The sequence below is a fragment of the Haemophilus haemolyticus genome, from assembly GCF_003351405.1.
Classification (GTDB): domain Bacteria; phylum Pseudomonadota; class Gammaproteobacteria; order Enterobacterales; family Pasteurellaceae; genus Haemophilus; species Haemophilus haemolyticus_N.
The window spans coordinates 1,819,742-1,843,165 of the sequence record NZ_CP031240.1 but is presented as its reverse complement, the minus strand read 5'-3'; the positions used below and the strand labels follow the sequence as shown (position 1 = coordinate 1,843,165).

General features: G+C 37.0%; 27 protein-coding genes and 1 pseudogene. 16 read left to right on the top strand and 12 right to left on the bottom strand.

The window, feature by feature from the left end:
• The first annotated feature begins 7 nt into the window (after window positions 1–7).
• The 7 genes from hyfE to hycI (DV427_RS09125) all read left to right on the top strand — a co-directional run bounded on the left by hyfE (window position 8) and on the right by hycI (DV427_RS09125) (window position 6,412).
• Complete coding sequence (hyfE, locus tag DV427_RS09155; RefSeq protein WP_005626080.1) at window positions 8–646, top strand: hydrogenase 4 membrane subunit; 639 nt, start codon at window positions 8–10, stop codon at window positions 644–646.
• A 4-nt stretch (window positions 647–650) separates the two neighbouring features.
• Window positions 651–2,189 carry a hydrogenase 4 subunit F gene (locus DV427_RS09150; RefSeq protein ID WP_005634691.1) on the top strand — a complete coding sequence of 513 codons (1,539 nt, stop codon included), beginning with the start codon at window positions 651–653 and terminating at the stop codon, window positions 2,187–2,189.
• Window positions 2,190–2,208: 19 nt separating this feature from the next.
• Complete coding sequence (locus tag DV427_RS09145; RefSeq protein WP_114892118.1) at window positions 2,209–3,939, top strand: hydrogenase large subunit; 1,731 nt, start codon at window positions 2,209–2,211, stop codon at window positions 3,937–3,939.
• Window positions 3,940–3,949: 10 nt separating this feature from the next.
• Window positions 3,950–4,525, top strand: coding sequence for a formate hydrogenlyase complex iron-sulfur subunit (locus DV427_RS09140; RefSeq protein ID WP_005626087.1), 576 nt, complete (start codon window positions 3,950–3,952; stop codon window positions 4,523–4,525).
• Window positions 4,522–5,298 carry an NADH-quinone oxidoreductase subunit B family protein gene (locus DV427_RS09135; protein ID WP_005626090.1) on the top strand — a complete coding sequence of 259 codons (777 nt, stop codon included), beginning with the start codon at window positions 4,522–4,524 and terminating at the stop codon, window positions 5,296–5,298. The genes DV427_RS09140 and DV427_RS09135 overlap by 4 nt, the downstream gene beginning before the upstream one ends.
• Before the next feature lie 255 nt (window positions 5,299–5,553).
• A complete protein-coding gene (locus DV427_RS09130; RefSeq protein WP_005631954.1) occupies window positions 5,554–5,961 on the top strand; it encodes a formate hydrogenlyase maturation HycH family protein in 408 nt (135 codons plus the stop codon).
• Entirely contained in the window at window positions 5,954–6,412 is a 459-nt protein-coding gene (gene hycI, locus DV427_RS09125) for a hydrogenase maturation peptidase HycI (protein ID WP_114892117.1), read from the top strand. The genes DV427_RS09130 and hycI (DV427_RS09125) overlap by 8 nt, the downstream gene beginning before the upstream one ends.
• A gap of 38 nt (window positions 6,413–6,450) precedes the next feature.
• On the opposite strand, the gene DV427_RS09120 is transcribed toward hycI (DV427_RS09125), so the two are convergent.
• The 5 genes from DV427_RS09120 to DV427_RS09100 form a co-directional block, all read right to left on the bottom strand.
• Complete coding sequence (locus tag DV427_RS09120; protein WP_114892116.1) at window positions 6,451–7,188, bottom strand: hypothetical protein; 738 nt, start codon at window positions 7,186–7,188, stop codon at window positions 6,451–6,453.
• A gap of 15 nt (window positions 7,189–7,203) precedes the next feature.
• Window positions 7,204–7,575, bottom strand: a complete 372-nt coding sequence (locus tag DV427_RS09115; RefSeq protein WP_114892115.1) for a hypothetical protein — start codon at window positions 7,573–7,575, stop codon at window positions 7,204–7,206.
• Between the two features lie 67 nt (window positions 7,576–7,642).
• Window positions 7,643–7,957, bottom strand: a complete 315-nt coding sequence (locus DV427_RS09110; RefSeq protein WP_114892114.1) for a hypothetical protein — start codon at window positions 7,955–7,957, stop codon at window positions 7,643–7,645.
• A 5-nt stretch (window positions 7,958–7,962) separates the two neighbouring features.
• The gene (locus DV427_RS09105) at window positions 7,963–8,175 is read right to left on the bottom strand and encodes a hypothetical protein (RefSeq protein WP_114892113.1); all 213 of its coding nucleotides are present in this window, start codon (window positions 8,173–8,175) and stop codon (window positions 7,963–7,965) included.
• A gap of 25 nt (window positions 8,176–8,200) precedes the next feature.
• On the bottom strand, window positions 8,201–8,557 hold the full coding sequence (locus DV427_RS09100; protein WP_114892112.1) for a DUF805 domain-containing protein: 357 nt from the start codon (window positions 8,555–8,557) through the stop codon (window positions 8,201–8,203).
• A gap of 116 nt (window positions 8,558–8,673) precedes the next feature.
• Here DV427_RS09100 and DV427_RS09095 point away from each other — a divergent pair, with 116 nt between their 5' ends.
• Together DV427_RS09095 and hycI (DV427_RS09090) are read left to right on the top strand one after the other, a co-directional pair.
• Complete coding sequence (locus tag DV427_RS09095) at window positions 8,674–9,069, top strand: helix-turn-helix domain-containing protein (RefSeq protein ID WP_114892111.1); 396 nt, start codon at window positions 8,674–8,676, stop codon at window positions 9,067–9,069.
• 37 nt (window positions 9,070–9,106) lie between these two features.
• Window positions 9,107–9,295: pseudogene (gene hycI, locus DV427_RS09090) on the top strand (hydrogenase maturation peptidase HycI); the annotation flags it as partial.
• Between the two features lie 86 nt (window positions 9,296–9,381).
• On the opposite strand, the gene hypF reads toward hycI (DV427_RS09090), so the two are convergent.
• Window positions 9,382–11,652, bottom strand: a complete 2,271-nt coding sequence (gene hypF, locus DV427_RS09085; protein WP_114892110.1) for a carbamoyltransferase HypF — start codon at window positions 11,650–11,652, stop codon at window positions 9,382–9,384.
• Between the two features lie 99 nt (window positions 11,653–11,751).
• A complete protein-coding gene (locus DV427_RS09080; protein ID WP_114892109.1) occupies window positions 11,752–12,495 on the bottom strand; it encodes a YdcF family protein in 744 nt (247 codons plus the stop codon).
• Window positions 12,496–12,628: 133 nt separating this feature from the next.
• Between DV427_RS09080 and lsgA the strand changes: the two genes are divergently transcribed.
• Genes lsgA through DV427_RS09045 form a run of 7 tightly spaced genes read left to right on the top strand, consistent with a single transcriptional unit; the run spans window position 12,629 to window position 19,402 of the window.
• Complete coding sequence (gene lsgA, locus DV427_RS09075; protein ID WP_114892108.1) at window positions 12,629–13,834, top strand: lipooligosaccharide flippase LsgA; 1,206 nt, start codon at window positions 12,629–12,631, stop codon at window positions 13,832–13,834.
• Complete coding sequence (gene lsgB, locus DV427_RS09070) at window positions 13,831–14,745, top strand: lipooligosaccharide biosynthesis sialyltransferase LsgB (RefSeq protein WP_114892107.1); 915 nt, start codon at window positions 13,831–13,833, stop codon at window positions 14,743–14,745. Before lsgA ends, lsgB begins: the two co-directional genes overlap by 4 nt.
• Before the next feature lies 1 nt (window position 14,746).
• Window positions 14,747–15,808 (top strand): lipooligosaccharide biosynthesis family 4 glycosyltransferase LsgC, encoded by a 1,062-nt coding sequence (gene lsgC / locus DV427_RS09065; RefSeq protein ID WP_114892106.1) that lies wholly within the window; start codon window positions 14,747–14,749, stop codon window positions 15,806–15,808.
• Between the two features lie 11 nt (window positions 15,809–15,819).
• Entirely contained in the window at window positions 15,820–16,593 is a 774-nt protein-coding gene (lsgD, locus tag DV427_RS09060) for a lipooligosaccharide biosynthesis galactosyltransferase LsgD (protein ID WP_114892105.1), read from the top strand.
• A gap of 11 nt (window positions 16,594–16,604) precedes the next feature.
• On the top strand, window positions 16,605–17,486 hold the full coding sequence (lsgE, locus tag DV427_RS09055; protein WP_114892104.1) for a lipooligosaccharide biosynthesis N-acetyl-glucosamine transferase LsgE: 882 nt from the start codon (window positions 16,605–16,607) through the stop codon (window positions 17,484–17,486).
• A gap of 9 nt (window positions 17,487–17,495) precedes the next feature.
• Window positions 17,496–18,299 carry a lipooligosaccharide biosynthesis galactosyltransferase LsgF gene (lsgF, locus tag DV427_RS09050; protein ID WP_162790303.1) on the top strand — a complete coding sequence of 268 codons (804 nt, stop codon included), beginning with the start codon at window positions 17,496–17,498 and terminating at the stop codon, window positions 18,297–18,299.
• Window positions 18,300–18,307: 8 nt separating this feature from the next.
• Window positions 18,308–19,402 carry a lytic murein transglycosylase gene (locus tag DV427_RS09045; RefSeq protein ID WP_114892103.1) on the top strand — a complete coding sequence of 365 codons (1,095 nt, stop codon included), beginning with the start codon at window positions 18,308–18,310 and terminating at the stop codon, window positions 19,400–19,402.
• Window positions 19,403–19,439: 37 nt separating this feature from the next.
• On the opposite strand, the gene DV427_RS09040 is transcribed toward DV427_RS09045, so the two are convergent.
• Genes DV427_RS09040 through DV427_RS09020 form a run of 5 tightly spaced genes read right to left on the bottom strand, consistent with a single transcriptional unit; the run spans window position 19,440 to window position 23,424 of the window.
• Entirely contained in the window at window positions 19,440–19,754 is a 315-nt protein-coding gene (locus DV427_RS09040; RefSeq protein WP_114892102.1) for a c-type cytochrome, read from the bottom strand.
• 3 nt (window positions 19,755–19,757) lie between these two features.
• Window positions 19,758–20,240 carry a TlpA family protein disulfide reductase gene (locus DV427_RS09035; protein ID WP_114892101.1) on the bottom strand — a complete coding sequence of 161 codons (483 nt, stop codon included), beginning with the start codon at window positions 20,238–20,240 and terminating at the stop codon, window positions 19,758–19,760.
• Window positions 20,227–20,901: an ABC transporter ATP-binding protein gene (locus tag DV427_RS09030; protein WP_005636775.1), complete on the bottom strand. Its 675-nt coding sequence runs from the start codon at window positions 20,899–20,901 to the stop codon at window positions 20,227–20,229. Before DV427_RS09030 ends, DV427_RS09035 begins: the two co-directional genes overlap by 14 nt.
• Window positions 20,902–20,942: 41 nt before the next feature.
• Window positions 20,943–22,097: an ABC transporter permease gene (locus DV427_RS09025; RefSeq protein WP_114892100.1), complete on the bottom strand. Its 1,155-nt coding sequence runs from the start codon at window positions 22,095–22,097 to the stop codon at window positions 20,943–20,945.
• The gene (locus tag DV427_RS09020) at window positions 22,084–23,424 is read right to left on the bottom strand and encodes an ABC transporter permease (protein ID WP_114892099.1); all 1,341 of its coding nucleotides are present in this window, start codon (window positions 23,422–23,424) and stop codon (window positions 22,084–22,086) included. The genes DV427_RS09025 and DV427_RS09020 overlap by 14 nt, the downstream gene beginning before the upstream one ends.

Sequence of the window (23,424 nt, the reverse complement as noted above, 5' to 3'; positions counted from 1 at the left end):
GAGAATTATGTTAATGATCAATGTATTAGCGAGTTTGCTCATCATTACATCGCTTTGTGTCATTATGGCAAAAACCGCAAAAAAATCCGCGTTGTGCTATGGCTTACAGTCTCTTGTATTGGTGGTGTTATTCGTTTATTTGGCATTTGAAATGCAAGCTCACGAACTTTATATGTGGTCCATTAGTGCATTCATCACGAAAGTATTATTAGTGCCAGGAATTTTAATCTTTTCTTTACGAAAAATTGACGAAAGTCAAACTCCTGCAGGAATGAATGTCGCTTGGTTGATCCCGATCACATCTATCATCGTTTGCTTATGTTACTTTGTTGTCATTCCAGTGAACTTACCGTTAGTTGAACATTTAAAACCAGCGTTGTCAGTATCACTTAGCCACTTCCTTTTAGGTTTAGTGTGTATTGTGAGCCAACGCAATATTGTGAAACAAGTTTTCGGTTATTGTTTAATGGAAAACGGTGCGCATTTAACTTTGGCTTTACTTGCCAACAATGCGCCAGAATTAGTTGAAATCGGCATTGCCACCGATGCGATTTTTGCGGTCATCATTATGGTGGTGTTGGTGAATAAAATTTACCGCACTTTCAACACTGTTGATGCTAAACAACTTATGAGTTTGAAGGGGTAACGCTATGTATGAACAATGGATAATTGCGTTATTAGTCGCACCTTTAGTCATCGCTTTTGAAAGCTTTGCACTACGCGGAACAAAAAATCGGACAGTTTGTACCGCATTCCATATTACCGGGTTAATTTTGATGTTGTTCTTTTCCGTACAAGTCATTTCTGGCGTGTTGGAAAAAGGCAGTATCAGTGCATTTAACAACTGGGTGTATGTTGATAGTCTTTCTGCTATTTTCTTAGGCTTAATTGCTGTCGTGGGTTCACTTGCTGGTGTGTATTCGATCGGTTATATGAACACAGAATTGGAAGAAGGGCATATTGATTTTAAAACCTATGCACATTACCACGGTTTCTTACACTTATTCTTCTTTACAATGATTGTATCAGTTATCACCAATAACTTGATTTTAATGTGGGTTGCCATTGAAGCGACAACATTAAGCTCCGCGTTTTTGGTCGGTACTTACAAACAAAAAACATCCCTTGAAGCCGCGTGGAAATACATCATCATCTGTTCTGTGGGCGTCGCGTTCGGTTTATACGGCACACTTTTAACCTTTGCTAATGCAAATGGCGTGCTTGCCGATCCAAGCCAAGCGATTTTCTGGTCAGCCGTGAATCAACAGGCTACTGGTTTAAACCCAATGTTGATGTATATCGCATTCGCTTTCGTATTGATTGGTTTCGGCACGAAGTGCGGTCTATTTCCAATGCATACTTGGTTATCAGACGCACACAGTGAAGCACCAAGCCCAGTGAGTGCAATTTTATCAGCAGTGTTATTAAACTGTGCAATGCTTGTGGTGTTGCGTTACTACACATTAGTTTCAAAAGCAGTTGGCGCAGAATTTCCACAAACCTTAATGTTAATCTTTGGTTTACTTTCAGTGCTTGTGGCGGCGTTATTTATCATCGTGCAATTTGATATTAAACGTATGCTTGCTTACTCAAGTATCGAAAATATGGGCTTAATCAGCTTTGCTTTTGGTCTTGGTGGCCCAATTGGGGTATTTGCAGGTTTACTTCACACTATTAATCACAGTCTTGCGAAAACCTTATTATTCTGTGCATCGGGTAATATTCTATTGAAATATAAAACCCGTGATATGAATCAAGTGCGTGGATTATGGCGTGTTGCACCAGTGAGTGCGGTGCTTTTCGCAGGTGGTGCGTTGGCATTGGGCGGTATCCCTCCATTTAACGTATTCGTGAGTGAATTTAGTGTTGTGGTCGCAGGGATTACAGCGGGTAAAACTTGGTTAGTTATTTTATGCTTAATTTTACTTACCATTGTGCTTGCAGGACTTGCCTTGATGTTATTAAAAACAGTGCTTGGCAAACAACCTGACAATGTTGAAGCAGGCGAAGTCAGTAAAGTCTCTTTGGCGGCAATGGCCATACTATTGTTGTTAATGTTTGTAATGGGTATCCATATTGCAGAGCCAATCTTGCAGTTACTAAAAAGTGCGGTAGGAATTGTGCTTGGATCTGAACATGTGTCCTTTGGCGATATGCTAGTTTTACCTTGGCAAAGTTTAGCGAAATGATCGACAACTGGGGGAAAAAATGGAATTAACTAAAAATACATCGGTCGATCCGGTAAAAATGCTCGGCAAAAATTATATTGAAGCCGTTAATGCAAAATTTCCGAATACCATTTTAGATGAGGAGTGGTCTACACCTAATCAAGTGACTTTAACGGTGAAAACTAATATGTTACCTGATGTGGTGGAGTATCTTTACTATCAACATGAAGGCTGGTTGCCATTAGTTTTTGGTAACGATGAACGCTCAATTCATGGTCATTATGCCGTTTATTACGTGCTTTCTATGGAAGGTGTCGTCAAAACTTTTGTGACGATTAAAGCACTCGTGGATCCTGTTACACTCGAATTTCCTTCCGTGACACCGAAAGTTAAAGCGGCGGTGTGGGGCGAGCGTGAATTATTTGATATGTATGGTTTAAAAGCCGTCGGTCTTCCCGATCAACGTCGTTTAGTGTTACCTGATGACTGGCCAGATGATCTTTACCCATTACGTAAAGATTCGATGGACTACCGTTTGCGTCCAGATCCAACTACGGCAACGGAAACCTATGAGTTTATTAATGAAAAAGGAGAAGCTCGTATTGTGCCTATCGGCCCTCTCCATATTACATCAGATGAACCGGGACACTTCCGTTTGTTTGTCGATGGGGAAGATATTATTGATGCGGACTACCGTTTATTCTATGTACACCGTGGTATGGAAAAATTGGCAGAAACCCGAATGGATTACGATCAAGTCAATTTCTTGGCTGACCGTGTGTGTGGTATATGCGGTTTTACCCATAGCGTTGCTTATGCTAACTCAGTCGAAAATGCGTTAGGTATTCAAATTCCTGAACGTGCACAATGGATTCGTGCAATTTTGTTGGAAGTGGAACGCTTGCACAGTCATTTATTGAACTTAGGTTTATCTAGCCACTTTACTGGTTTTGATACAGGCTTTATGCAATTCTTCCGTGTTCGTGAAAAATCAATGACACTAGCGGAAGTGCTTACTGGTGCGCGTAAAACCTATGGTATCAACTTAATCGGTGGTGTACGCCGTGATATGTTGAAACACCAACGTGAACAATGCATTAAGCTTATTTCAGAAATGCGTGAAGAGCTTAAAACTTTGGTAGATATTTTACTCAATACGCCAAATATGGAACAGCGTACTGTGGGCGTAGGAGTGCTTGATCGTCAAGTTGCGCGTGATTTCAGCCCGGTCGGACCGATGATTCGAGGTTCCGGCTTCGCACGTGATGTGCGTAAAATTCACCCCTTCTCTGGCTATGGCGATGTACCATTCAATATGTTCACCGAACAAGGTGGCGATGTCATTTCTCGTGTGAAAGTGCGGGTAAATGAAGTGTTTGAATCCATGAATATCATTGATTATATGGTGGATAACTTACCTACTGGTGCGATTATCACGGAAGGTTTCAATTACACTCCAGGACGTTTTGCCTTAGGTATCACGGAAGCACCGCGTGGTGAAGACATTCACTGGTCAATGCTTGGCGATAACCAAAAATTATATCGCTGGCGTTGTCGTGCAGCAACTTATGCAAACTGGCCAACTTTACGTTATATGTTGCGTGGCAATACAGTATCAGATGCTCCGCTTATCATTGGTAGCCTTGACCCTTGCTATTCTTGTACTGACCGTGTGACTGTGGTGGATGTACGTAAACGAAAAGCACAAACGGTTTCTTACAAAGAAATCGAACGCTACGGCATTGAACGTAAAAATTCACCATTAAAATAGAGGGCGCACAATGTTTAAATTACTTAAAACCGTATTAAATGCGGGGGATGTTACCACTAAATATCCGTTTAAACCCTATGAAGTTGATCCTGATTTTCGTGGTAAACCAGAACTGAACTCTGATCAATGTATTGTTTGTGCAGCCTGTACAATGGCTTGTCCTGCTAATGCGCTTACCATGCGTACCGATCCAGAAACAGGCGAACGTACTTGGTCATTATTTTTAGGCCGCTGCATTTTCTGTGGCCGTTGTGAAGAAGTTTGCCCGACAAAAGCGATTCGTTTAAGCCAAGATTTTGAATTATCAGTCAGCAATAAACAGGATCTTTATCAAGAAACAACCTTCACTACAACGATTTGTCATCAATGTGGTCAACCTTTTGTTTCTCATAAAGAACTCAATTATGCCGTGGATTTATTCAAACAAACATTGGATAACGATGAGCTGGTAAAACATAAATTAGCGGTGCTCAACACTTGCCCAACCTGTAAACGCCAAAACAGTTTGGAAAAAACCGCCGATATGGAATCCAATATGCGCGTGAAATTGGCGTTATTTGATCACGTTAGGGAGATTGCAAGATGAACACACAAATCCCAATGCCCGTGAATGGTATTTCAACGCCATTTAGTGTGGATGAAAACATTGCGAAAATGAAACAAACTTTGTTGAAAAATATTCAACGTTCCGCTTATGTTTATCGTGTTGACTGTGGCGGTTGTAATGGTTGTGAAATTGAAATTTTTAGTACCATTACACCAACCTTTGACGCTGAACGTTTTGGGATTAAGGTTGTTGCATCACCTCGCCATGCGGATATTTTATTATTTACCGGCGCGGTAACTCGTGCAATGCGTACACCTGCAATGCGTGCTTATCAAGCTGCACCCGATCCAAAAATCTGTATTTCTTATGGGGCGTGCGGTTGTGGTGGCGGTATTTTCCATGACTTGTACTGTGTGTGGGGCGGTAGCGATCAAATTGTGCCAATTGATGTGTATATTCCTGGTTGTCCTCCAACCCCAGCGGCGACAATTTATGGTTTTGCAATGGCTCTTGGTTTACTTGATCAAAAACTCAAAGGTAAACAAGAAATTGCCGATCCTAATGCTGAGGCTAAATTACGTTTCCCAAATATTCCATTAGATTTACGCGTGGAATTAGAACGTGAAGCGCGTCGTTTGGCGGGTTATCGACAAGGTGGAGACATTGCTAATCAATTTATGAGTATGATGTCTGAAAAAGATCAGGTTCCGTTTGGCGTTCGCCTTGGCGAATTTTTGGAACGTGAAGCGGATCCTCGTTTGAGTGAAATCGTAAACCGATTACATGCAATTAGTATGCCGTTTTCGGGATAGCCTAATGATTGCTAAATAAACTAATAGCTCCGTTTTGATTTCTGCCAAATCTCCCCTTACCCCTCTTTGCTAAAGAGGGGAATAAGAGCAGTCAATTTCAATCTAGTTTTCTGCATTAAGAACAGAAAATTAAAATGAGAGAGAAGACGCTTTATTGCTAAAGAGAAATCCCCCTCTTTAGCAAAGAGGGGTAAGGGGAGATTTGGCAGTATTGATTAGCGAAGAAATTACTTTACAAGTTTTATAGGACGTACCATGACAACCCAAGTTTTTTTCTATTTACTCAATGAGCGTTTTGTTGAAAACGATGAGCAAGTTCCAGAGCAAGCCAAGCAAGTAATGTATTATTCCCTTGCGATTGGTCACCACGTTGGAGTAATTGACTGCTTTAAAAAATTGCTAATTTGTGATTATGCAGATTATCAACGTTTTGTAGATACCTTCCCTGAAGGCGATGCAAAACGTAAATTTGCGGGCTTGATGAAATTTGGCGAAATTGTGATTGATTCGAGTCATGTGAATTTATTGGCTAAGGCACTTGATGAAAATAGAGCTAATTTTTCGCCTGAACATCAAAAATGGGTCGATATTTTAATGGACACGCTTGCTTCCATCCAGCGTGAACCTGTGATGTATATTATGGTGAAACGTCGTGATGAATGAAAATGTAATTCTAACTGTTGGTAACACAATGATGGGCGATGACGGTGCAGGTCCTTATCTTGCTCAGCTTTGTAGTGAAAATCCGTTGCCAAATTGGACCGCACTTGATGGTGGTTCAGCACCAGAAAATCTTGTGCATCAGATCCGAGCCATGAAACCAAAGCGTTTAATTATCTTTGATGCAACAGAAATGGAATTGCCTGTTGGCAAAATTCGTATTATCGATAAAGAACTTATTGCCGAAATGTTCTTCGTCAGCACGCATAATTTGCCACTTAATTTTTTAATCGAGCAACTAGAGGAAGATATTCCTGAGGTTATTTTTATTGGTATCCAGCCCGATCTTGTTTCTTTTGGTTTTCCGATGACTGAAGCTGTAAAAAGTGCGGTGGAATTTTTCTATGGATTTTTGAGAGATCATGGGGATTTATCTGAAATAACGAGATTGTAGATGAAAAATAAGCAAGCCTAAAGTAGGCTTGCTATTTTTTAATCTACAGGTTGAAATATTTGCTTAGGAGATTGGCAAGTTCTAAATATTTCATTTCTTACCTTAATAATTATTTTCATTTCTTGATCACTAATGGTTTTTCTAAGTTCAGGACCTGATTCAACAAGGTTATGAAACATTGACGCTGCGAGTAAACATTCAGTCCCTGATATAGTATCAATAAGATTATTAAAATTTAATACATTATCTGAGCTTAGCCTTTTAATAAAAAATTCCATTTCTCCTAATACATCTTTAAAATACCGTTCCTTTCCATTTGAATAATATTTATCATTTGATGTTAATAGTTTAAATGGAATATCTGAACGTTGTTCATCTCTTAAACTTTCATATACACCTCTAAATCTGGAAGTTTCAGCGTCTTTTTTATTTAATTCTTCATTTTTTACTTGAGTATTTGCAACTTGTGACGGCTTATTACAATCATTTAATAACTCGTTTACTTGTTGATTAACAAGCAATCTTGTTGATGTTTTTAATGGTTTTTCATCAAGATCACTGGATACGCGCGTGAGATTTAAGCACTTCATTTCAGATAGCATTGTTTTGATATAATCAAGATTATCTTGAAGAACATTTTCTTCTTCTAACATTTGTATGGACGTAACAAGATTATCTAATGCTTGTTCATATTCAGAATCATTATATTTAGATGCTTGACTTATAGTCGACAATCCAAATAAAAAGATACACAAAGATTTGTGTAATAATTTCATTTTATGTCCTTTAATTTATTCTGCTTTAAAGATCGATTTCTCTTTCATTAAGCATTTTTCTGTTACATGCATTGCTGCTTCGAATAATTCAGTAGGATATTTATTGCCTAATCCTTCTGTACTTTGTGCCTTTCCTAATACTTCAGTTGCCACATCACATCGAATGCCATTTACTGCTTCAATAAAGTCCCAGGCTTCAATTTCTTCATTGTTTTTCTCTGCTATTTTTACACCTTTTGAAAGTTCTTTTATAAAAACTTTTTCAAAATCTTTATAGGTAATTATTTTTCCTGACGTGTCTTTACCTAAAGGGGTATTGGGATTCATTACCGCTTGAGTATTGAATGCACAGAGCCCAAGTATTACAGGTAGTAGTAATTTGTTCATATAAAACCTAATTTAGTTGATTTTTATAGAATAAAATCTACCTTTTTCGGTAGATTTTAAGAGAGAGTTATTCTTGAATTTCAACATAAAACATTGAATTCTTTTTATTTTGCCAGTGAATATTGTAAATAATACTTTCTTCTTCTCCATTAGAGATTAGAATATCAGCAGTACAAAGACGAATTTCTTTATTTTTATTAAATCCTGTTTCTTCAATATTTTTTACATCAATGAACTTAAGCGAGCGATCTAATGTTCTTAAGTTAGTCGTAATCATACTATCTAACGTTTTTTTTACTTCAGTATCATCACATTTTGGTAGTTCAGAAAAACAACCGGATAGCAATAAACAAGCAGTTGAAGCCAAAATTAGTTTTTTCATAAAAATTACCTTTTAGGAAGACGATTAGTCCAACATAAAACTACTACACTCATTCCAATGGCAGACCACCTTAAATATTTTGGTTCATAAATGATCTTTACTGAAATCAGTATTGTTAATGTAATAATGATAAGTGGAATAAGCGATTGCTTAATGTTTAAAGATGAACAAAATATCTGATATTCTTCTTTAAATATTTGCCAAGTGTTTTTTGACATTTTACCCTCCTAGAAATAGATTTAATTATTTTGTAGCATCGCCATATTTATTAGCTTCAGGCTTACTATCTAAGCACATAAATACTAATAATACGATAAAACCAATTAGCGGAATAATTGAGATAAGCACCCACCAGCCACTGCGATTGGTATCATGTAATCTTCTTACACATACAGCCCAAGCAGGTAATAAAGTCGCTAAACCATAGATACCAGAAAGAATACCAAAGCCTGATTCGGTTATCATTCCTAAGGCTCCATCTAAAATGCTTAGAATAATGAAGACAACAAAATGGATAAGCGCGAACATCCAATACTCTTTTCTTCTTGCTCGTCCGCTAAATGTTGCATAATTTTTTAAAACTTGAATATACCAATTCATTTTTGTGATTCCATATAGTTATTTAGGAGGGTAAAATCGTGTATATTATGCTAGTTGGCATTATGTTCTTCAAACAACGTAATGTTTGTAATTCTTCCTAAAATGTGGGTTTAAGTATGAAAGTGAATGAAAAAATTAAGTTTTTAAGAGAAAGTAAACATTTATCTCAAGAAGAGATGGCTAATAAATTAGGGATGTCAACAAATGGTTACGCTAAAATCGAACGTGGGGAAACAAGGTTAAATATTCCAAAGTTAGAACAAATTGTTAATATTTTGGATATGGATATTATTGAGTTAATGTCAGTTGGTGAACGCAATGTCGTTTTATTTCAGGAAAGTGATAGCAATATTAATATCATAGGCTCTTCACACGGGCTGACATTTGAGCTTGCTCAACTAAAGACTGAACTTGCTCATAAAGAAGAACTACTAACACATAAAAATGAAATAATAGAAATGCAAAGAAAAGAGATCGCTAGACTGAATAAACTACTTGGTGAAGTGGAGTAGAATATTGTGTTTTAAATCCACATTTTTGTATAACTAGCATAATTTGCCACTTAATTTTTTAATCGAGCAATTAGAGGAAGATATTCCTGAGGTTATTTTTATTGGTATCCAGCCCGATCTTATTTCCTTTGGTTTTCCGATGAGTGAAGCTGTAAAAAGTTCGGTAGAATTTTTCTATGAATTTTTGAAGGATGGGGGCGATTTAGGCGAAATTACTCGATTGTAATTGCCTTCATTCATAAAAAACGATCGCTTAACTTGCGATCGTTTTTTATATGTTAATAAGCAACATTTGCTTAAATGAATTTGGCATTAGCTAGACAATCTTGATGCGATCATCGCTTGCCCTAAACTTAATCCGCCATCTCCCATTGGATATTGATGTGCACTTAACACATTAAATTCTGCAAGCGCTTGTTTTAATAAACGACGTAATAATTGGTTATGCATTACACCGCCTGAAAGTACAATGGTTTTGCAATTGTGGCGTTTTGCTTGCTGACGAGCTAACTCAGCAAAACCTTTTGCCAGAGCATAATGGAAAACAAATGCCTTATTTTCTTTTGAATCATTGTAAGCCAGCCAACTTTGCCAAAATGTGGCTAAATCTAATTGATTATTTTTGATTGGCATTTTAACCTGAATATTGACCGCACTTTTTTCATCTTTGATAAAATCAGATTGTGTGGCCAGCGCTTCTAAATAACAAGCAGCCTCACCCTCCCAAGAGAGTTTGTCACTCACAATACCTAATCCATAAGCTACGGCATCAAATAATCTACCAGCCGATGAAATAAGAGGGGAATTAAGATTACGTTCAATGGCATTGGAAAGCGGCTCCCAAGGCAATTTGGAACAAGTTTTAGCCGCAATTTCACGCCAATTGGGTACAAATTTTTGAAGATGAGCAAGCCAATTACGCCAAGATTGAGTGGCTGCAAGATCGCCACCGGGCAAAGCAACGGCGGGCAATCCACCTAAATGTTGAGATTGTTCTCCATCCACTAATAAGCATTCTCCGCCCCAAAGTTGCCCGTTAGCCCCCATTCCAATTCCATCTAAAGCAAGACCAATGACTTTTTCATCACAACGATGTTCTGCTAATACAGCGGCGATATGTGAATGATGATGTAAAACTTCCACATAAGGTACCGATAATTTTTGTGCGAGATTTTTCCCCATTTTTGATGAAAAATAACCTGAGTGCGCATCTACCACAATTAAATCTGGTTTGAATTGATAAATTTGGCAAAATAAGTCGATATTATTTTCTAATTGTTGTTGCACAAGCTCGTTGGCGGTATCACCAATATGTTGGCTAACAACGGCTTTATTTTGTTTTAGTAGGCAAAATGTATTTTTAAGATCAGAACCCAACGCTAAGATATTTTTTGTATTTTCCGTTTTCAATAGCATTTCATCAGGAACGTAGCCACGAGCTCGGCGTAGCGTTTCCATACCATCAAAAGAGGCTCTCACTAAGCTATCATCAGTGCGTTGCAAAATATCGCGATTATGGCAAAGATAGAAATCTGCTAAATTACTTAATTTTTTCACCGCACTTTCGTTATCTAAAACAGGTGGTTCGCCACTAGGATTGGCAGATGTCATGACGAGCGGTTGATTGATTTCACGTAAAAGCAAATGCTGTAATGGATTACTCGGTAACATCACCCCAATTTCATTTAGATTCGGGGCGATATTTTCTGCGAGATTGGACACTTTATTTTTTTGTAACAAAACGATTGGTGCAGCTGTGCTAGTGAGTAGTTTGATTTCGGTTTCTGTTAAATTTTGTAAAAAATCTAAGCTTGGCACCATTATGGCAAGAGGTTTGCTCGGACGATGTTTACGATCTCGCAGTAATTGAACCGCATCGAAATTCTGTGCATCACAAGCCAAATGAAAACCACCAAGCCCTTTGATTGCCAAAATTTTTCCTTCTTTTAGTAAAAGTGCGGTTTGTTTTAAGGCTGTTTGATGTGTTGCGAGTTGATGTTCGGTATCTTGTAACCAGATATGCGGGCCGCAAACTGGGCAGGCATTAGGTTGGGCATGAAATCGGCGATCTGCTGGATTTTTATATTCATGTTCACAATCTGGGCAGAAAGGAAAATCCGACATCGATGTATTTTTACGATCATAAGGAATTTTTTTGATGATTGTAAAACGAGGTCCGCAATGGGTGCAATTAGTGAAAGGGTAGTGATAACGACGATTTTCAGGATTGAATAAATCTTCTACGCAAGCGGGGCAAGTGGCAGCATCAGGCACAATTTGTGTGTCCATTGCATTGTTTTCGCTTTCTCGGATTACAAATTCAGCAAAGTGCGGTGGATTTTCCCAGTGTTTTTCACATTGCTGAATATCTGTGATTAAAGCTAAGGGCGGTAGTTTTTCCTGTAAATCTTTTAAAAAATGCGTGAGTGCTTCTTTTTCTGGATTTACAAATCGAATTAATACCCCTTGTCCATCATTATTTACATCGCCCTTTAGGCCATGCTCATTTGCTAACAACCACACAAAAGGGCGAAATCCCACACCTTGCACTTTGCCTTTAATGCGTAATTCGATTCCGTTCATAACTTGTTCTCTACATCAAATTGAGTGATTTTTATGGTAACCGAAAATATATGTGCCATCTGTGATTTTCATCAAAGAAGATTCATTTTTATAAGCAAATTATTGTGCGTAATGGGCTTTCCAATAACCAATCCACTCTTTTAATAAAACCATATTGCTATTCAATGCACCTAAGTCAGGAACAAAAGATTTTGCAGATAAATTTCCTTTGCTGCCATAGCTTGCCGCTGCAGCAGGAAGTACATCGAATCCTTGTTTTTCAAAAAGGTATTTGGCTCGTTTCATATGCCATTGATTTGTTACTAAAATAATTTTTTGAATATTATCTTTAACTAAAATATTTTTAGTGAAACTGGCATTTTCTTCCGTATTACTGGCTTTATTTTCGATCCATTGTGTTGGTACATTAAAGAATTGGTTAAGTTCTTTTGCCATTAAGTCGCCTTCAGAAATGCCTATCAAAGAATAGCCCGTGGTTAAAACAGGCAAGCCAGTTTCTTTTTGTAAAAATGCCGCATAACGTAACCGTTCTAGTTGCGGTGCGCCAGAAGCAGTTTCTGCATACAGTTCTTTAGTGGGGTAAGATCCACCGCCTAATATGACGATGGCTTGAGCTTGTTTATAGTCATCTAGGGTAAGGGCTGGAGAATCATCATTATCTGTTAGCAATAAACCAGTAAAAGGCGCACTCATGACATAAAGCCAAGTGAAACTGATAAACGCAATAAATTTGGCTAATTTTTTGAAATGAACACGATAAAAAATTGCTGCAATAATCAGTAATACAAAGGTATTGAGAGGTGGCGCGATAAGTGCGGTAAGAAGTTTTCCTAGTTCCAACATAGATAAGATCCTTGATATAGAGCGGTTTCATTATAATGATTAGTCATAGCTTGTCTATGTTGATTTTGTTAAAATAAGCCCCTTATTTTTTGATAAACAAACGCTCGAATTCATCAAAAGTGCGGTTATATTTATGAAAGTTTTTAAAGACAGTGTCATTTACCTTGTTGGGGAATTATCGTCAAAGTTAGTTCCTTTTTTACTTTTGCCTTATTTATCGCGTAAATTGGGCGTAGAAGGGTATGGCTCACTTTCTTATTATCAAACTTTTTTAAGTTTATTTTTAATTGTGGTTTCTTTAACTCAAGAGGGCGCAATTTCCCGTTATTTTTATTTTTACGGAAAACGTTCATTAAATTTAGTGGTGAATACCGGCTATGCTTATACCACGATAATTGGCAGTATTATTTTAATTGGCTGTTGGATTGCTCAGTCTGAAATATTATTTTATGCCGCACTTTCTTCAATTTTTCAATCTTTCTTAAATGTTCAGCTAAGTGTAAGACAATGCCAGAAAAAGGCTTGGTCCTATGCTTTTATTCAATTTTCACTCACTGTTACTGGTGCGGTATTTACCGTCGCATTGCTTGAGTATTATCAAAATGATCTTGTTCAAAAAAGAATTTTGGCAATTTTATTGAGCAATTTGGTCGTTTGGCTTTTTTCTTATTTTCTTTACAGAAAGAGTGCAACATCTAAAAAATATCAATTTAAACATTATCAATCCGCATTATTTTATATTTTAGGATTTGGATTGCCGCTCATTTTGCATCATGCGAGCTTTTTTTTAAAAGGGCAGTTAGACCGTATTTTTATTTATCACAAATTCAGTGAAACAGATTTAGGGCTTTATGCAATGGGCGCTCAACTTGCTTTGGTCGTTTCTATTGCGATTCAAGCACTTAATAAAGCGATCATTCCCTATTTTTATGAAGCCTTAAAACAAAAAAAATTAGTGATTCAACAGTTACATAAATGGGCGTTATTTTCATTTTTGCTGATACCTATTCCTGCCTTAATAATGTGGATTATACCTGAAGATGTACTAGTTTGGATTTTAGGTAGCCAATTTATGGGAACGAAATATTATTTTATTTTATTTTTAATTTCGACCACATTAAGTATTCCTTATTTGATTTTAGTTAATTATCTTTTCTATTATGGTAAAAATAAACTTATTTCCCAATGTTCGGTTTTATCTACAATTATTTATGTAGCGAGCCTTGTGGCTTTAACTTTTACAGAAATTAAATATATCCCTTATGCTGGAATTATTGGTTCGCTTTCCATTATTCCTATTCTTTATTTTATGACATCTAAAGTGAGTAAAACCCTATGAATCTCATTCTTTGTTGCACACCATTGCAAGTATTAATTGCGAGAAAAATCATTGAATTACATCCTAACGAGCAATTCTTTGGCGTCATGTTTGGTGGTGTATGGGATAAAAAAAGAACCTTGTACGCGAGTAAATTAGCGGAGGTTTGTAGTGATTCGATGAACATTGATACGGGAAAAGATCTAAAAGGTTTCGATTCTCTCAAGTTAATGCGCCAGCTTAAGAATAAAATTACGCACAAAGGTTTTGATAAGGTTTTTCTCGCCAATCTTAATTCATTATGGCTACAAACTTATCTTAGCCATGTTTCATTTAAAGAGCTTTATACCTTTGATGATGGCTCAGATAATATTTTCCCACACCCTAATTTATTGAGAGAGCCTGATACATTTAAATATAAACTGATTAAAGCTTTTATTGGCGATAAATATAGTGTGCATAAATTATTTAAAAAAATAAAAAAACATTATACGGTTTATCCTAATTACAAAAATATTGTTTCCAATGTTGAACCTATTTCCTTATGGGATAATAAAGTAGATGGTGAGATAGATGGCGAGGTCTCATTTTTTATTGGACAGCCCTTGTTAAATACAAAAGAGGAAAACATCTCATTAATAAAAAAATTAAAAGATCTGATTCCTTTTGACTATTATTTCCCTCATCCTGCAGAAGATTACCGAGTAGATGGGGTAAATTATGTTGAATCAGAACTCATTTTTGAAGATTACGTATTTAAGAGTTTATCGAATAAAAAAGTGATTATTTACACGTTCTTCAGTTCAGTTGCGTTTAATTTATTAAGTCATCCTAATGTAGAAATTCGTTTTATTAGAACGAGTATTCCAAGATGGCAATTTTGTTACGATTCATTCCCAGAACTTGGATTAACGATTTATAAGGAAATTTAAGATGAAAAAAATTGGTTTCTTTATTATGAATATCGAAAGTGCGGGTGGGACGGAGCGAGTTTCTATTAATATTGCCAATGCTCTCGCTAAACAGGGATATGATGTTTCTTTTATTAGCATTGGCGGTAATAAGCCTTTTTTCCAAGTCGATGAAAAAATTAATATTTACGCAATGAATAAATTGCCCTATTCATTGAAAAAAGATTATTTTTCTATTACAAAAAAATTAAGAAAATTGGTTAAAGAATTGCAGCTGGATACCTTAATTGTGGTTGATGGTGCGATTATGCTCTTTTCTGCTTTGGCGTTAGTCAATTTACATGTAAAGCATATTTTATGGGAGCATTATTCTTTTAACTTTACTGGAAATCGTCTAGTTCGCACTCTCGGTAAATATTTAGCTTCAACAAGATGTGATAAAGTCGTTACATTAACCGAGTCAGAAAAAAAACTGTGGCAAGAAAAATTTAAAACGAACAATATAATCAGTATTGCTAACCCAAATACGCTTTTACCAAAGAATAAATTAGCAAAATTGGAAAATAAAACTATTTTATCTGTAGGCCATTTATTTTCTTATAAAGGTTTTGATTATTTATTAAAAGCCTGGCAAGTTTTAGCAAAAAATCACCCAGATTGGAATTTAAAAATAGTGGGATCTGGTGAGGAAGAAGAGAATTTAAAAAATCTTGCTAAAGCATTGGATATTGAAGATTCAGTTAATTTTATTCCTCGTACCAATGATGTCGCTTTTTATTATGAACGCAGTTCAATTTATTGTTTACCTTCGCAAACAGAAGGGCTGCCTTTAGTTGTTATTGAAGCAATGGCATTTGGCTTACCTATTGTTGCCTTTAATTGTTCTCCTGGCGTCAAGCAATTAGTGGAGCATAAAGAAAATGGTTTTCTTTGTGAAAAAAATAATGTTGAAGAAATGGTTAATGGTTTAGATTTATTAATGAATAATCTTGAACTTTATCAACAAATGTCAGACAAATCTCGTGTAATGAGTGAAGATTATGGCATTGAGAAAATTATTGAAGAATGGAAAGCGATTTTATAAGGAATAATTGTATGTTAAAAAAATATTTGATCTCTTTAGATAAAGATATTCAGCGTCGGGAATTATTCTTTTCTCAAAAAAATACTGAGGATTTCCAAATTTTTTCTGCCATTAATACCATGCAAAAAGATTGGGATGAATTAGCTGCTATTTTTAATATTGAACAATTTAAAGCACATTATAGCCGTAATGTCACTAAGGGCGAAATTGGCTGTACATTAAGCCATCTTTCTGTGTACCAAAAAATTGTTGAAGACAACGAAATCGCTGAAGATAGTTATGCGTTAGTTTGTGAAGACGACGCTTTATTCCACTCAGATTTTCAGCAAAATTTAACCGCACTTTTATCAGAAAAACTTGAGTCTGAAATTGTATTGGTTGGACAGTCCAAAATTAATGATTTCAATGATTTTGATTTAGAAATTAATTATCCGACAACCTTTTCTTTTTTATGCAAAAAAACAGGCAATGTAAATTACGCTTTCCCTTATAAAAGTTATTTTGCTGGTACGGTGGGCTATCTTATTAAAAAATCAGCTGCAAGAAGATTTATCCAGCAAATTTCTCAAAACAAACCATTTTGGTTAGCGGATGATTTTTTACTCTTTGAACAGAATTTTAATATAAGAAATAAAGTGGTTCGCCCTCTCATGGTCATTGAAAATCCTGTATTGATAAGCAATTTAGAAAGTATTCGTGGATCTTTATCTAATAATTTGTTTAAAAAATTAATGAAATATCCATTGAAAAAAATCTTTGCGATTAAGAAAAATTTGGCTAATTAAAGGAAGGAATTATGTTAAGCATTATTGTGCCTTCTTATAATCGAAAAGCAGAAGTGCCTGCTTTATTAGAAAGTTTAACTCAACAAACATCGACTCATTTTGAAGTGATTATTGTGGATGATTGCTCAAAAGAAAAAGTCGTCGTTGAGCAACGCTATTCTTTCCCAGTTACAGTGATTCGTAATGAAACGAATCAAGGTGCAGCGGAAAGTCGTAATATTGGTGCGCGTGCATCAAAGGGAGATTGGTTGCTGTTTCTCGATGATGATGATCGTTTTATGCCGGAAAAATGTGAAAAAGTATTACAAGTTATTGAGCAAAATCCAGACATTAATTTTATTTATCATCCAGCTAAGTGTGAAATGGTCAATGAAGGGTTTACTTATGTGACTCAACCGATTGAACCCCAAGAAATCTCTACAGAACGTATTTTGTTAGCCAATAAGATTGGTGGCATGCCAATGGTTGCAATTAAAAAAGAGATGTTTTTAAAAATAGGCGGATTATCCACCGCACTTCGTTCTTTGGAAGACTATGATTTCTTGTTAAAACTGCTACAAGAGCCGAGTTTTAAACCTTATAAAATTAATGAACCACTGACTTATTGTACTTTCCATACTAAACGTTCAAGTGTGTCTACGGATACTACCAACACGCAAAAAGCCATTGATTATATTCGCGAATATTATGTGAAAACAGTAGAGCAAGCTCGTAATTTTGATATTAATGCGAGTTATATTTTGGCTTATCCCCATATCATGAATTTATCGCGTAAAGCGGCAAAATATTATTTTGATCTTTTTAAGAAAACAAAAAGCATTAAGCAATTCATTATTACGTTGGTTATTTTAATTTCACCAAAATTAGCCATTAATTTAAAACGGTTTATGTAGGAAAATAAAATGAAATTTTCAGTCCTTATGTCCTTATATATTAAGGAAAATCCTCAATTCTTGCGGGAATGTTTTGAAAGTCTTGTGGCACAAACTCATCAAGCAGATGAAATTGTATTGGTATTTGATGGCGCAGTAACGCCAGAATTAGAATCTGTTGTGACGGAGTTTGAAACAAAACTGCCATTAAAATTAGTTAAATTGCCGCAAAATCGAGGCTTAGGCAAAGCCTTGAACGAAGGTTTATTGCATTGTGATTATGACTGGGTTTTCCGTATGGATACCGATGATATTTGCGTGCCTGATCGTTTTGAAAAACAGGTGGCGTTTATTGAACAACATCCTGAAACCATTATCTTTGGCGGACAAATTGCTGAATTTGGTGAAAATGTAAATGATATTGTGGCATATCGTAATGTGCCAACGTCTGCTCAAGAAATTATCAAATTCACGCAAAAACGTTGTCCCTTTAATCACATGACGGTGGCATATCAAAAAAGTGCGGTCATTAATTGTGGTGGATATGAAGATCTTCAAGAAGATTATTATTTGTGGATTAAACTTGTCGCACAAGGTTTATATGTGGCGAATTTGCCAGATATTTTAGTTTATGCACGAGTAGGAAATGGCATGGTAAGCCGCCGCCGTGGTGTCAATCAAGCCAAAGCAGAATGGCGTTTGTTCAAATTGAAATACCGCTTGGGAATTCAAGGATTGTTATCTGGATTATTTACTTTTGCATTGCGCTTTGGTTCTCGTTTATTGCCAACCTCGTTATTGAAAAGCCTTTATCAAACTTTTTTACGTAAATAGGAAATATGATGAAATTAAATATTTTATTTAAAATTTCTGCATTATCCACCGCACTTTTTTTAGTTGGCTGTTCTAGTTCGCCTGATATTAAGCCTGTGGTCAATAGCACCAGTTATACTAAGCAAAGAACGCCAGAAAATTTTAATGATTATGTTCAATTTTTAAAAGGTAAAGCTGCTGCTGAAGGTGTGTCATTATCGGTATTAAATGCTCAAAATAATATTCTCTATATGCAAAAGGCAGTCGATTTAGATCGTGAACAAGCCGGTAAAATTCGTAAAAGAGATCCTAATTCACCTCCAGTGGCTAATCCGAATGGCACGAGCAATTATCTCAATAGAGTGCTAACTCAAAATAAAGTGAATGTCGCGGCAGAGCGTTATTGGGAAGTGCAGGCGCCATTGCAAAAAGCAAGCCAAAAATATGGTGTTCAGCAGGAGTATTTGCTTGCGTTATGGGGAATGGAAAGTAGTTTCGGGCATTATCAAGGCAAATATGATGTACTTTCTGCAGTAGCAACCTTGGCTTTTGAAGGTCGTAGAGAAAAATTATTTACGAAAGAATTTATCTCAGCCATGAAAATGCTTGAAAAAGATCATATTCAACGTGAACGTATGTTAGGTTCATGGGCGGGCGCGATGGGACAAACTCAGTTTATGCCAAGCACTTTCTTACGTTATGCGGCTGATGGAAATAATGATGGCGTAAAAGATATTTGGAAAAACCAGTTTGATACTTTTGCTTCTATTGCAAATTATTTGCATACAGTAGGCTGGGATAATAGTTTGCCTTGGGGCGTAGAGGTGATGCTTACGCAACCTATTGATTTGAGTTATTCTGGTACAGAAAGCAATAAAGCTCGCTCTTTAAAAGATTGGCAAGCGATGGGGCTAATATTAAAAAGCGCCAATCCACAGGAGCAAGCAAAATTAAGTATACTTGAAAATGCTCAGCTTTGGTTAGTTCGCCCTGATCGCGAAGCAGGCAGAGCGTTTTTAGTTTCAAATAATTTCCGTACTATTTTAGATTGGAATAAATCTAATTATTTTGCGTTGAGTATCGGCATGTTTGCTGAACGGATTAAAGATAATGTTGGATTGTGATAAAAATGCGGTCAAAATTGACCGCATTTTTGTTTACTTATTTTTTCAATGTCGGCACAAACTCAGACAGCATTTTTATATCTTCTTCACTCAATCTGCTTTTTACCATGTTACCTGCACCTTGTATTTTTCCACTTTTACGATCGGAAAGTGCGGTGTAAATTTCCTCTGAATTTAGCGTATTGATAATTTGGGATTGTCCCAATGCTGACTTTTCAGCGGATTTTCCATGGCAAGTGGCACAGGTTCGTTTATAAAAATTTTCAGCTTGTTCCGCATTCACATCAGCCAATACAAGTTGGCTGGCAGTGAGTAAGCTTAAAGAGAGTAGAGTAGAGTAAATTCTTTTCATGGATTATCCTTTAAATAATTTGGTTAAATCGTCTTCGGGTATTTTGCCTTCATATTTAGCTTGAATGTTTCCTTCATGGCTAATGACAAATGAAGTTGGCGTGCCGATAAGTTGATAACGTTCTGCTGTAATTTTCATTTGATCTTTGATTACAGGCAAATGGAGTTCACGTTTAGCCACGACAGCTTTGGTGTCCATTTTATCGCTATCCACATTAATCGCAATCAGTGAAACTTTGCCAGGATTCTCTTCTGCGAGTTTTTCAAATTCTTTTAACTCTGCGATACAACGTCCGCAAGTTTCTGACCAAAAAATAAGTAAGCGTGTGCCTTTCCAATTCTCAAGATTTGCAGGATTGCCTTGAAGATCATAGGCGGCAATATCAGGTGCTTTTTGCCCTACTGAGGCAACTTCATCTTTACAAGAAACAGCGCCAAAAATAACCGCACTTATGGCAAATAATTTCAATAGTTTATTTGTTCGCATGATTTTCTTCCTTTACAAATTTTCCGTGATGTAAATAAATAACACGATCGGTGAGTTCACCTAACTCTGGATTATGTGTCACCATCACAATGGTGCGCCCTTGTTGATTAAGTTTTGTGAGCAAATCTAGCACTAATGATTCATTTTGCTCATCTAAATTTCCCGTTGGTTCATCGGCAAAGATAACGGGCGGTTGATTAACTAACGCACGCGCAATGCAAACACGTTGTTGCTCACCGCCTGAAAGTTGGCTAGGGCGGTGGTCAATGCGATGACCTAAGCCTACTTGTTCCAATACCGCTTTGGCGGATGCTTCATCAATCACGCTGTGATAATGTTGTGCTAGCATCACGTTTTCAAGTGCGGTCAAATAAGGGATTAAATGGAATTGTTGAAACACTAAGCCAATTTTTTCTGCGCGGAAACGTTGACGACCGACTTCATCTAATTGGGCGGCATCAACACCATCTAAAATTACTTTACCTTCGCTAGCGGTATCTAAGCCCGTTAAAATATTCATCAGCGTGGTTTTACCAGAGCCTGATGCCCCCATAATCGCAACAAATTCCCCTTGTTTGATTTGAATATTAATGTCTTCAAGGGCGGTAACTTGCCCGAAGCGTTTATATAAATGTTGGGTTTCTATTACAAAGTTGGTCATGGTTTTTCTCTTTTATTATCTAATTTATAAGCGTTTCACTTTTACTCACCTTTCAACACATTCGCAACATTAATACTCAATGCTCGACGTGTTGGAATAATAACAGCTACAAATGCCACTAATAATGAAAGTACAATCGTAATTGGCAATACAGGAAGTCGCATATCAATATAAGATTTGAATACGGTTATTCCCAATACTTGAGCTAATAAATAACCCAAGCCAAGCCCGATAATAATCGCACAAAAAGCGATAATTAAAATTTCGGTGCTGATTTGGCGAATGATGTCAAATTTTTTCGCACCCAGTGATTTTTGTAAGGCAAATTCTTTGGATCGTTCGCCGACAATTGCAATTAATGTAGTATTCACACATAAGGTTGCAAGCACCAAAATCACAAGGGAAATTAAGCCCATTAAGCCTTTAATTTTTTCTAAAATTTGTCCTTCTGAAGCGGAAACTTTACGGATTGGGCGAGCGGTTAAATCGGGATATTGTTGCATGATTTTTTCGGCAAATTGATCCACAGTATTGGCGCCTTGCTCATTTTGCACATTGAGTAATGCGTTATTTACTACGCCTTCTTTATCCAACCAATTTTGTGCAAATTCAACATTTACAATAAGCATATTGTCAGTTGCATCACCGGCTTCTACAATTCCTTTAATATTGAAACTGTATTTTTCTACGGCATTTTTAGACAGTTGTAGGCTATCTCCCACTTTAACATGTAATCGTTCAGCGAGGGTTTTCCCGATCATTGCATTGCGGTCGTCAAAATTTACGTTGATTGCTGATCCCGTAATTTGCCAGTAAGGGGCGAGGATTCGCATGGCATCAAAATTTACGCCCATCAGAACAATTTTTTCTAAATCACTACGTGCGACGCCATAAAGGTAAGGACTGGCTGCAGTGATAAAACCATCGGGTGCTTTTTGTAAAATTGCGTTTAATTCTGCTTGATTCATCATTCCGCCATCGGCTGAACCAATGTAGAAATTTGCTCCGAAAGTACGCAGTTCTTGGCTCATTTTGGTATTGATGTCGAAGTAAACCGCTGCCATTGCAGTGACGATACTTGCGCCTACTGTAAGGGCGGTGAAAATAATGAATACTCGTTGGAGGCGTAGTCGCAATGCTCGGAAAATTAATCGCCAGAACATGCTTTGAGTATTTGCGCTTTTATGCTCTGCCATAAAGCACCTCGACAGGATAAAGTTTAGCGATTTTATGTGCAGGGAACCAAGTGCCAATCACAGCAATAAGAATGGAGAGTACGAGAACACAAGGTACGACGATCCAAGCAAAATCAAGAGGCGCACCGAATAATGCGGCACCGATAAATTTGGCTAATCCCCATCCAGCTAAACAGCCAAATATTCCGCCTAATAATGCACTTAACACCGCTTCGCAGTAGAACAATAAGGTGATTTGCCATTGATAAGCCCCCAGGGCTTTCATTAAGCCAATTTCTTTTGAGCGTTCGATAATTCCTGCACTCATTAAGGAAGCAATCCCCATTGCTGCAGCGATTAATGCCGCGAAGGTAACTACCGCCAATAAGAGTTGGATTTTGCCAATGACTACACCTTCAGATGCAGCAACTTGCCAAATTGGGCGAACCATTGCACCAGAAATGGCTTCTTCTAATTGATGAGAAATTGAAGAAACATAAGCGGTGCAATACCAACGGTCATAGGCTTCCGCATCTAAGGCATCCGTATTGGCACGTGCTTTACGGGAAAGATCGTTTTCTGGCACGGTGAGGGCAGATACACGAATGGATTGCACTTTGCCTTCTAAACCCAGCAAATTTTGTACCGCACTTAGGGGCATCACAAGCTGATTATCTTCTGTTCCACCCGTACTTAAAATCCCTTTAATTTCTACCGCACTTTGTTGGCTTTCGCCGTTATCGTTTGTGTAGCTTAAGCTAAGTTTATCGCCAATTTTCCAAGCATTACTTTTGGCTAGTTGTTCGCCAGCAAGTGCAGGGACGATTTCTCCAAAGTCATTGTTTAAATCATCAACCCATTCCCCTTCTACTTTCCAATAAGGGCTAATGATTCGTTGTCCTGTGTGGTAATCTTCTTCATCAGGCACGGCAATATTATGATCAAAGAAGGTACCAAGCACATTAATCGTTTTCGGCGCTGAAAGTGCGGTAGAATTTTGTGAAGATTTTGTCACTTGTACATTTGCCGAAAGCAATGGGGCAAAACCTACGATATTATTTCGCCAGAAAATATCTTTGATATTGGGAAGCTCTTTTTCATCTAAAAAATCTTGGCTAGATAATGAAGCACTATGGCTGAGTTCATCAGGTAATGCCGCATTGCTGGCTGGCTCCACCAAAATATTGGCACCGTAAGATTTCAGCTCTTTCGCCATTTTGTCACCAATATCAATGGAAACGGCAAGCAGCGCGGAGACTAAGCCAGCGGCTAAGAAAATAGTGATAATGGCGAGCAATTTACGTTTGATACCAAATCGCCAAGATTGAAATAACATTCTAGCAAGCAT

What these genes read in the sequence shown, in the direction of transcription:
- hyfE (WP_005626080.1), top strand. Translation starts at nt 8, where the DNA reads ATGTTAATGATCAATGTATTAGCGAGTTTGCTCATCATTACATCGCTT.
- DV427_RS09150 (WP_005634691.1), top strand. Translation starts at nt 651, where the DNA reads ATGTATGAACAATGGATAATTGCGTTATTAGTCGCACCTTTAGTCATC.
- DV427_RS09145 (WP_114892118.1), top strand. Translation starts at nt 2,209, where the DNA reads ATGGAATTAACTAAAAATACATCGGTCGATCCGGTAAAAATGCTCGGC.
- DV427_RS09140 (WP_005626087.1), top strand. Translation starts at nt 3,950, where the DNA reads ATGTTTAAATTACTTAAAACCGTATTAAATGCGGGGGATGTTACCACT.
- DV427_RS09135 (WP_005626090.1), top strand. Translation starts at nt 4,522, where the DNA reads ATGAACACACAAATCCCAATGCCCGTGAATGGTATTTCAACGCCATTT.
- DV427_RS09130 (WP_005631954.1), top strand. Translation starts at nt 5,554, where the DNA reads ATGACAACCCAAGTTTTTTTCTATTTACTCAATGAGCGTTTTGTTGAA.
- hycI (WP_114892117.1), top strand. Translation starts at nt 5,954, where the DNA reads ATGAATGAAAATGTAATTCTAACTGTTGGTAACACAATGATGGGCGAT.
- DV427_RS09120 (WP_114892116.1), bottom strand. Translation starts at nt 7,188, where the DNA reads ATGAAATTATTACACAAATCTTTGTGTATCTTTTTATTTGGATTGTCG.
- DV427_RS09115 (WP_114892115.1), bottom strand. Translation starts at nt 7,575, where the DNA reads ATGAACAAATTACTACTACCTGTAATACTTGGGCTCTGTGCATTCAAT.
- DV427_RS09110 (WP_114892114.1), bottom strand. Translation starts at nt 7,957, where the DNA reads ATGAAAAAACTAATTTTGGCTTCAACTGCTTGTTTATTGCTATCCGGT.
- DV427_RS09105 (WP_114892113.1), bottom strand. Translation starts at nt 8,175, where the DNA reads ATGTCAAAAAACACTTGGCAAATATTTAAAGAAGAATATCAGATATTT.
- DV427_RS09100 (WP_114892112.1), bottom strand. Translation starts at nt 8,557, where the DNA reads ATGAATTGGTATATTCAAGTTTTAAAAAATTATGCAACATTTAGCGGA.
- DV427_RS09095 (WP_114892111.1), top strand. Translation starts at nt 8,674, where the DNA reads ATGAAAGTGAATGAAAAAATTAAGTTTTTAAGAGAAAGTAAACATTTA.
- hypF (WP_114892110.1), bottom strand. Translation starts at nt 11,652, where the DNA reads ATGAACGGAATCGAATTACGCATTAAAGGCAAAGTGCAAGGTGTGGGA.
- DV427_RS09080 (WP_114892109.1), bottom strand. Translation starts at nt 12,495, where the DNA reads ATGTTGGAACTAGGAAAACTTCTTACCGCACTTATCGCGCCACCTCTC.
- lsgA (WP_114892108.1), top strand. Translation starts at nt 12,629, where the DNA reads ATGAAAGTTTTTAAAGACAGTGTCATTTACCTTGTTGGGGAATTATCG.
- lsgB (WP_114892107.1), top strand. Translation starts at nt 13,831, where the DNA reads ATGAATCTCATTCTTTGTTGCACACCATTGCAAGTATTAATTGCGAGA.
- lsgC (WP_114892106.1), top strand. Translation starts at nt 14,747, where the DNA reads ATGAAAAAAATTGGTTTCTTTATTATGAATATCGAAAGTGCGGGTGGG.
- lsgD (WP_114892105.1), top strand. Translation starts at nt 15,820, where the DNA reads ATGTTAAAAAAATATTTGATCTCTTTAGATAAAGATATTCAGCGTCGG.
- lsgE (WP_114892104.1), top strand. Translation starts at nt 16,605, where the DNA reads ATGTTAAGCATTATTGTGCCTTCTTATAATCGAAAAGCAGAAGTGCCT.
- lsgF (WP_162790303.1), top strand. Translation starts at nt 17,496, where the DNA reads ATGAAATTTTCAGTCCTTATGTCCTTATATATTAAGGAAAATCCTCAA.
- DV427_RS09045 (WP_114892103.1), top strand. Translation starts at nt 18,308, where the DNA reads ATGAAATTAAATATTTTATTTAAAATTTCTGCATTATCCACCGCACTT.
- DV427_RS09040 (WP_114892102.1), bottom strand. Translation starts at nt 19,754, where the DNA reads ATGAAAAGAATTTACTCTACTCTACTCTCTTTAAGCTTACTCACTGCC.
- DV427_RS09035 (WP_114892101.1), bottom strand. Translation starts at nt 20,240, where the DNA reads ATGCGAACAAATAAACTATTGAAATTATTTGCCATAAGTGCGGTTATT.
- DV427_RS09030 (WP_005636775.1), bottom strand. Translation starts at nt 20,901, where the DNA reads ATGACCAACTTTGTAATAGAAACCCAACATTTATATAAACGCTTCGGG.
- DV427_RS09025 (WP_114892100.1), bottom strand. Translation starts at nt 22,097, where the DNA reads ATGGCAGAGCATAAAAGCGCAAATACTCAAAGCATGTTCTGGCGATTA.
- DV427_RS09020 (WP_114892099.1), bottom strand. Translation starts at nt 23,424, where the DNA reads ATGCTTGCTAGAATGTTATTTCAATCTTGGCGATTTGGTATCAAACGT.